The organism is Streptomyces sp. NRRL S-118 (genome assembly GCF_000716335.1).
Taxonomy (GTDB): domain Bacteria; phylum Actinomycetota; class Actinomycetes; order Streptomycetales; family Streptomycetaceae; genus Streptomyces.
In genome coordinates this window covers 333-8,559 of sequence record NZ_KL591048.1, presented here as the reverse complement: position 1 = coordinate 8,559, position 8,227 = coordinate 333, and the positions used below count along the sequence as shown (strand labels likewise).

The 8,227-nt window shown below is 73.8% G+C and carries 3 protein-coding genes and 2 pseudogenes; all 5 read left to right on the top strand.

Annotated features, from left to right (window positions below):
• On the top strand, window positions 1-1,607 hold a 1,607-nt coding region (locus IH00_RS0136240), incomplete at its 5' end, for a type I polyketide synthase (protein ID WP_158828191.1).
• Window positions 1,604-4,764 (top strand): annotated as a pseudogene (locus IH00_RS43655) (type I polyketide synthase); the annotation flags it as partial. The gene IH00_RS0136240 and the pseudogene IH00_RS43655, both read left to right, overlap by 4 nt.
• A gap of 30 nt (window positions 4,765-4,794) precedes the next feature.
• Window positions 4,795-6,927, top strand: a pseudogene (locus tag IH00_RS44875) (SDR family NAD(P)-dependent oxidoreductase); the annotation flags it as partial.
• Between the two features lie 18 nt (window positions 6,928-6,945).
• Entirely contained in the window at window positions 6,946-7,848 is a 903-nt protein-coding gene (locus IH00_RS45685; protein ID WP_107064599.1) for a phosphopantetheine-binding protein, read from the top strand.
• Window positions 7,849-7,911: 63 nt separating this feature from the next.
• Window positions 7,912-8,227, top strand: a 316-nt coding sequence (locus IH00_RS38460; RefSeq protein WP_039947829.1) for a beta-ketoacyl synthase N-terminal-like domain-containing protein, incomplete at its 3' end; no start/stop codon positions are given.

The window sequence follows — 8,227 nt, the reverse complement described above, 5'->3', positions numbered from 1 at the left end:
GATCCGCCCCGAGCGCATCCGGCTTGAGCGGATCCGCCCCGAGCGGGTCTGGCCCGAGCGGATCCGGCCCGACGGCCGGTGACGTCAGCGACCTCAACATCCTCAGCGACCTCAGCGACCCCCGTGGCCCTGGTCGTCCCGGTCCTGCGGCCGACGGCCCACGCCTCGGTGACGGCACCGTGGTGGTCACCGGCGCCACCGGCACGCTGGGCCGCCTGTTCGCGCGGCACCTGGTGCAGCGCCATGGCGTACGCCACCTGCTTCTCCTGAGCCGCAGCGGCGCGACCGCCCCCGGCGCGGACGAGCTGATGGCGGAGCTGCGGGAGCAGGGCGCGGAACCGGAGCTCGTCGCCTGCGACGCGGCGGACCGCGACGCGCTGCGCCCGGTGCTCGCCGGCATCCCCGGCACGCGTCCGCTCACCGGAGTGGTGCACGCGGCCGGAGTCCTCGACGACGGCGCGATCGAGGCGCTCGACCCGGCCCGCGTCGACTCCGTACTCCGCTCCAAGGCCGACGCCGCTCTCCATCTGCACGAACTCACCGCGGACCGGCAACTGGCGGCGTTCGTACTGTTCTCCGGAGCCGCCGGGCTCCTTGGCCGGCCCGGACAGGGCAGCTACGCGGCCGCGAACACGGTCGTCGACGCCTTGGCGCACCGTCGTCGCGCCCAAGGTCTGCCCGCGCTGTCCCTCGCCTGGGGCCTGTGGGGCGAGGCCACGGGGATGACAGGTCACCTCGCGGAGCGGGACCTGCGGCGGATGCGGCGCTCGGGCATCGCTCCGATGCCGAACGAGCAAGGGCTCGCTCTTTTCGACCGCGCCCTCGCGCTGGCGTCGGACCATGCCCTCCTCGTACCGATGAGGCTGGACCTGGCGGCCCTGGGCCGGGAGCGTGCCGTCAACGGTCCCGACGCCGTTCCCGTACTCCTGCGGACACTCGTCCCGGCGGCGGACACGGCGCAGCAGACGTCGACCGGGGCCGGGGCAGCGCGGTCCGGGACGTCGGCCGCGGAGGACGCCCGGGGTTCGTCGGACGTCACGCCAGGGGCGCTCGTCGAGCGGCTCGCGCACCTTGACGAACCCGCCCGTGGCCGTGAACTGCTCAAGCTGGTCAGGACACAGGTGGCGAAGGTCCTCGGCTGTTCCGGTCCGGACGCCGTGGAACCGGGGCGTCCGTTCCGCGAGAGCGGGTTCGACTCGCTGATGTCCGTGGAGCTGCGCAACCAGCTGAACGCCGCCACCGGTCTGCGGTTCCCCGCGACCGTCGTGTTCGACCACCCGACGCCGCGGGCCGTCGCGGAGCACATCGGCGCGGAGCTCGGCCTGGACGGCGCGGGCGAGGACGCCGGAGACGTGGCCCTGTCGAGCCTGGAGGCCCTCCTGGCCGCCGTGTCGGGCATGGAAGCGGACGACAGCAGGCGCGACGTGGTCCGCAGGCAACTGGAGGCCGCGCTCGTGGCGGTCGGTGCCGCCGGAGCTGCATCCGATGCCCCCACCGGCAGGTCCCGGTCCGGTGAAGACCCCACCGGTACGCGGGCGGCGGTGGAGGAACGGCTCGACTCTGCGAGCGACGACGACCTCTTCGCCTTCATCGAGGAGCAACTGTGAGCAACGACAAGGCCCCGGACGACAAGGCCCCGGACGGCAACGCCCGGGACGACAAGACCCGGGACGGCAAGGCCCGGGAGTACCTCAAGCGGCTCACCGCCGAGTTGCTCAGCACGCGGGAACGGCTCAAGGCGCTGGAGGACGGCGCCCGCGAGCCGATCGCGATCGTCTCGATGAGCTGTCGCCTCCCCGGCGGGGTGACGACTCCCGAGGACCTGTGGCGGCTCCTCGAGACGGGGACGGACGCCGTGTCCGGGCTGCCCGAGGACCGTGGCTGGGACCTGGCGGCGCTCTACGACCCCGACCCCGGTTCCACGGGCACCAGCTACGCCCGGGAAGGGGGCTTCCTCGACGACTGCGCCGGCTTCGACCCCGAGTTCTTCGGCATCTCCCCGCGCGAGGCGCTGGCCATGGACCCCCAGCAGCGGCTGCTGCTGGAGACGCCGTCCTGGAGACGGCCTGGGAGGCGTTCGAGGACGCGCTGGCCATGGACCCCCAGCAGCGGCTGCTGCTGGAGACGTCCTGGGAGGCCCTGGAACGCGCGGGCATCGATCCGACGACCGTCCGGGACAGCCGTACCGGCGTGTACGCGGGCGTGATGTACGACGACTACGGCGCTCGACTGCTCCACCAGCCCGGCTCCGGCGCGCCGGCCGACCTGGAGGGGTACCTCGTCAACGGCAGCGCGGGCAGCGTCGCGTCGGGTCGCGTCTCGTACGCTCTCGGCCTGCGCGGACCCGCCGTCACGATCGACACCGCCTGCTCGTCGTCGCTGGTCGCGCTGCACCTGGCCGCGCAGGCGCTGCGGCTGGGGGAGTGCGACCTCGCGCTCGCGGGCGGCGCGACCGTGCTGTCGACGCCGACGATGTTCATCGACTTCTCCCGCCAGCGCGGGCTGGCCGCGGACGGACGTTGCAAGGCGTTCGCCGACGCCGCCGACGGTACGGGCTTCGGCGAGGGTGCCGGGATGGTCCTGCTGCAGCGCCTCTCCGACGCCCGCCGGGAGCGCCGGCCCGTCCTGGCCGTCATCCGCGGCTCGGCGGTCAACCAGGACGGTGCCGGCAACGGCCTGACCGCGCCGAACGGCCTGGCCCAGCAGCGGGTCGTCCGGGCCGCGCTCGCCCATGCCGGTCTGGGGTCCGACCAGATCGACGCGGTCGAGGCGCACGGCACCGGGACCCGGCTCGGCGACCCGATCGAGGCGCAGGCCCTGCTCGCCGTGTACGGCCGCGAACGGCCCGCCGACCGGCCCCTGTGGCTCGGTTCTCTGAAGTCCAACATCGGGCACACGCAGGCGGCAGCCGGTGTCGCGGGCGTCATCAAGACGGTCCTCGCCATGCGCCACGGCGTGCTGCCGCGGACGCTGCATGTGGACGCGCCGTCGTCGCACGTGGACTGGTCGTCGGGTGCGGTGGAGCTGCTGACCCGCCCGGTGCTCTGGCAGCCCCGCGCCGACGGTGAGCCGCTGCGCGCCGGTGTGTCGTCCTTCGGGGCGAGCGGCACCAACGCGCACCTGATCCTGGAGAGCGTTGCCGCCCCGGAGCCCGCCCCGGAGCTCGGATCGGAGCGCCGATCGGAGTGGGACTCGGGCCGATCGGAGCGGGACTCGAAGCGCGACTCGGAGTCGGCCCCGGAGTCGGCCGAGGTACCAGCCGCGGTCGCGACGGAGCCCGCCGACTCCCGCGACACGGCCCCCGTGATGTGGACCGTCTCGGGCCGGGATCGCGAGGCGCTACGAGAACAGGCGGACCGCCTGCACACGCACCTCAGCGGTCTGGAGGCCGCTCCGGCCGCCGTGGCGAGCGCCCTGGCCCACCGCCGCACCGCCTTCCGCCACCGGGCCGTCGTTCTCGGCAACGACCGCGAAACCCTGCTGAGCGGACTGCGGGCGCTCGCCGACGGACAGGAGCCGGGCCCGGGCACCGCGGGCGTGCGGCTCGTCATGGGAGAGGCGTCCGGGGAGCGCCGGACGGCCTTCCTCTTCTCCGGCCAGGGCAGTCAGCGCCCGGGCGCGGGGCGGGAGCTCTACGCCCGGTTCCCCACCTTCGCGCGGGCCTTGGACGCCATCTGCGCCGAAATGGACCGGCACCTCGAACGGCCGTTGCGGGCCGTCATGTTCGGCGAGATTCCGCACGACCCCGCCCGGGCCGGAACCGGAGCCGGAACCGAAACCGGAACCGAGAACGGGAGCGGGAGCTGGAGCGGGAGCAGCGCCGGAACCGGAACGGAATCCGGACTGCTGGACCGTACGGAGTACACCCAGCCCGCGCTGTTCGCCCTGGAGGTCGCCCTCTTCCGGCTGCTGACCGAGGAGCAAGGCATACGCCCGGACGCCGTCATGGGCCACTCCGTCGGCGAGATCGCCGCCGCCCACGTCGCGGGAATCCTCGACCTCGCCGACGCCTGCGCCCTGGTCACCGCGCGCGGCCGCCTCATGCAGGCGCTGCCTCACGGCGGCGCGATGGCCGCCGTCGCGGCGAGCGAGGCCGAGATGGCGCCGCACCTGGCGGGCCGGGAGACGGAGATCGCCCTCGCCGCCGTCAACGGCCCCTCCTCCGTCGTGATCTCGGGCGACGAACAAGCCGTACTGGACGTGGTCGAGCTGTGGCGATCACACGGCCGGGACACCAAGCGGCTCACCGTCAGCCACGCCTTCCACTCGCCCCGCATGGACGGCATGCTGACACAGTTCGAACAAGTTGCTCGCGCACTGCGCTACCGGCGACCGACGCTTCCTGTCATGTCGAACCTGACCATGGAGAACGGCGCTGCCGCTGATCCGTGCACCCCGGACCACTGGGTCCGCCACGTGCGCGAGCCGGTGCGGTTCCTCGATGGCATGCGTGCCCTGCGCGCCGACGGCATCGACACCTTCCTGGAGGTGGGGCCCGACGCGGTGCTCACCGCCATGGCCCGTTCCTGCCTCGACGACGACATCGCACACTCCACGCAGGACCCGACGAGCACCCCGCTCACCGTGCCGGTGCTGCGCCGGGGCCACGGTGAGACGGAGGCCCTGACCCGCGCGGTGGCCGAGGTGTACGCCCACGGCGTGCCCGTCACCCTGGCCGCCCCGCCGGACGACCCCGGCGGCGCCGCCGCCCAGTTGGCAGCGGGTCTGCCCACCTACCCCTTCCAGCGCAAGCGCTACTGGCTGGACGCTCCGGCGGCCTCCGATCCGAAGGCCATGGGGCTCGACGAGAGCCCGCATCCCCTGCTGTCCGCCGCCGTGGCCCTCCCCGACGGCCGGGGCACGGTGTGGACCGGGCGCCTGTCCACCCGCAGCCACCCGTGGCTGGCCGAACACACGGTGCGCGGCCAGGTGGTCGTACCGGGAACCGCTCTGCTGGAGCTCGCCCAGTACGTCGCCGACACGCCGCACGCCGCCGCGGCCACGGTCACGGCCACCGCCACGGCCACGGTGACCGCCCACCCTGCCGACAGCACCGTCTCCGAACTCACCCTGGAGACCCCGCTGGTGTTGCCGCATCAGGCGGCGGTACGCCTGCGCGTCACGCTGGGAGCGCCGGACGAGCACGGTGAGCGCATCCTGCAGATCCACTCGGACGCGTCGGAGACATCGGGGGACACCGGCTGGATACGCCACGCCTCCGGCACCGTCGGTCGCGCGGACGAACCGCCCGCTGACAGGCCGCCGTTCGACACCACCTGGCCGCCGGAGAACGCCGAGCCTCTCGACCTCACGACCGAGTACGAACGCTTCGCCACCGCCGGCATCGGTTACGGGCCTGCCTTCCGAGGCCTGTCCGCCGCCTGGCGGCGGGGCACCGAGGTCTTCGCCGACGTCCGGCTGCCCGGCGCGTACGCCGACGAAGCCGGTCGCTACGCCGTCCACCCCGCGCTCCTGGACGCCGCGCTCCACGCCACCGCGCCGGGCCTCGGTCTGGAGCACGGGCTCGTGCCCTTCTCATGGACCGGCGCCCGCCTGCACGGCCCGAGTGCCGACGCCCTGCGCGTACGCATTACTCCCGTGCCCGGTGCCGCAGGAGGCGACACCGTCACGATCACGGCCGTCGACGCCGTCGGCCGCCTCGTGCTCACGGTGGACGCGCTCGCCCTGCGCCGCCCCGACACCGACGGCCTCGCCGCCGCGGGAGCCGCACACCTGCCGCTTCACCGGCTGCAATGGACCGCCCTCCCCGGTCTGCCTGCCCCGGCCGGGGCCACGCCCGGACCCGAGGACGTGCGCGTACGCTGGGCCGACGCCACCGACGAGGAGCTCTTCGCCAAGGCGGCCGAGGAGAGCCGCCGGGACCGGCTCCCGCTCCTCGTGGACCTCGGTGGCGCACCGGGCCCCGACCCGGAAGCGGCGCGCGGCACGGTCCGGCGGGCCCTCACCCTCGTCCAGCGATGGGTCGACGACGCACGCGACGATCTCGCACGCGACGACGACGCACGCGACGATCTCGCACGGAATGACGAGGCGCACCAGGACGACACACACGGTGCCGAGCGCCTCACCTTCGTCACCCGTCGTGCCGTGGACACGGGCGACGGCAGCATCGATCCGGCAGCCGCGGCCGTCTGGGGGCTGCTGGGCTCCGCACAGGCCGAACATCCGGGCCGCATCGCCCTGGTGGACACCGACGGGGCCCCCGCCTCCCGGCACGCCCTGGCCGAGGCCGCCGCTCTCGGCGGTCGGCTGGCCGTCCGCGACGGCGTCGTGCTGCGGCCCGGACTCGTCCGCGCCGACTTCGTCCGCTCCTCCCACGTCGGCTCCGACCCGGGCACCGCCGCACCGGGCACCGTCGCACCGGCCTGGCCGACCGCGGAGGGCACTGTCCTCATCACCGGCGGCACCGGAAGCCTGGGCGCGATGGCGGCCAAGCACCTCGCGGCCGTCCACGGCGTACGCCACCTGCTGCTGCTCAGCAGGCGCGGACCCGCAGCGCCCGGTGCGGACGAGCTCGTCCGGGAACTGGCCGCGCTCGGAGCCCGTGCCGAGGTCGTGGCGTGCGACGCGGCCGACCGCGACGCCCTGCGCACCGCGCTCGACGGCATCCCCGGCGACCGGCCGCTGACCGCCGTCCTCCACACCGCCGGGGTCCTGGACGACGGCATCGTCACCGCGCAGAACCCCGAGCGCCTGGACGGTGTCCTGCGCCCCAAGGCCGACGCCGCCTGGAACCTCCACGTACTGACCAGGGACCTGCCCCTGTCCGCCTTCGTGCTCTACTCCTCCGCCGCCGCGACCCTGGGCAGTGCCGGCCAGTCCGCCTACGCCGCGGCCAACGCCTACCTCGACGCGCTCGCCGTACACCGCCGGGCCGAGGGTCTGCCGGCCGTGTCCCTCGCCTGGGGGCCGTGGGACAGCGGCATGGCCGGCACCCTCACCGACGTGGACGCGGCCCGTCTGCGGCGCACCGGCATCGTCCCCCTCCACCGGGCCGAAGGCCTCGCCGCACTGGACGCCGCAGCCGGCGGACCTGGGGACGCGGCGGTGGTCCTGCCGATACGGGTCGACCCGGCCGCCCTGCGCGACCACGACGACCCCGAGCAGGTCCCCGAGGTGCTGCGCTCCCTCGCCGCACCTGCTACCACCTCTGATTCCGTTCCCGCTTCCTCTTCGGCGTCCGTGAACGCCGGGACGAACGCGTCCGGCTCCGACCGGCGGGGCAAAGTCACGCTTGCCGAACGCCTGGCCGACGCATCCCGCGCCGAACGGGCGGCCGTACTCGCCGAGGCGATCCGTACGGACGTCGCGGCCGTGCTCGGACACGGCGACACCACGGGCATCACCCGTGACCGCAGCTTCCGGGAGCTCGGCCTCGACTCGCTCACGGCGGTGGAACTGCGCAACCGGCTCGCCGCAGCCACGGGACTGCGCCTCCCGGCCACGCTGGTCTTCGACCATCCGACCCCCCAGGCCCTCGTGGCGTTCCTCGAGAGGGAACTGCCAGGCCCCGACACAGCCGTACTCCGCACGCTCGACCGACTCCAGGACCAACTCGACGACGCACTCGAGGCAGCCGTCAACGACGACGACGCCTTGCGGGGGCGTATCACCCGACGACTCGAAGCGCTGCTCGCGGCGCTCACCGGGCCCGGGCGACCGGCCACCGACGCTCCGGATGTCCGCGACGGTCACGGCGGTGCTGCGGCCGTGGACCCCGTCGAGCCCGTCAAGCCAGCAGATCCGGGCGGGACCGTGGGGGATCGCCTGCGAGCGGCGACCGACGACGAGCTGTTCGACCTGCTCGACAACGGATTCCGGCAGTGACCACCCGGCCGATGCACGCGCCCTGAGGCGACGACCGCACTACGACACCTTCTCAGGAGAACTGTGTCCACGAACGACTCCGACTCCGCGAACGGTTCCACCACCGAGGCGAAGCTTCGCGACTACCTCCGCCGCGCCATGGTGGAGCTCCATGAGACCCAGGAGAAGCTGCGCCAGGTCGAGGAGCGGGCCCACGAGCCGATTGCGATCGTGGGGATGGCGTGTCGTTTCCCGGGTGGGGTGGGTTCTGCGGAGGATCTGTGGGATCTGGTGGTTGCGGGGACGGATGCGGTGTCGGGGTTCCCGGTGGATCGTGGGTGGGATGTCGCGGGGTTGTTCGATCCGGATCCGGATGCGGTGGGGACGTCGTATGTGCGGG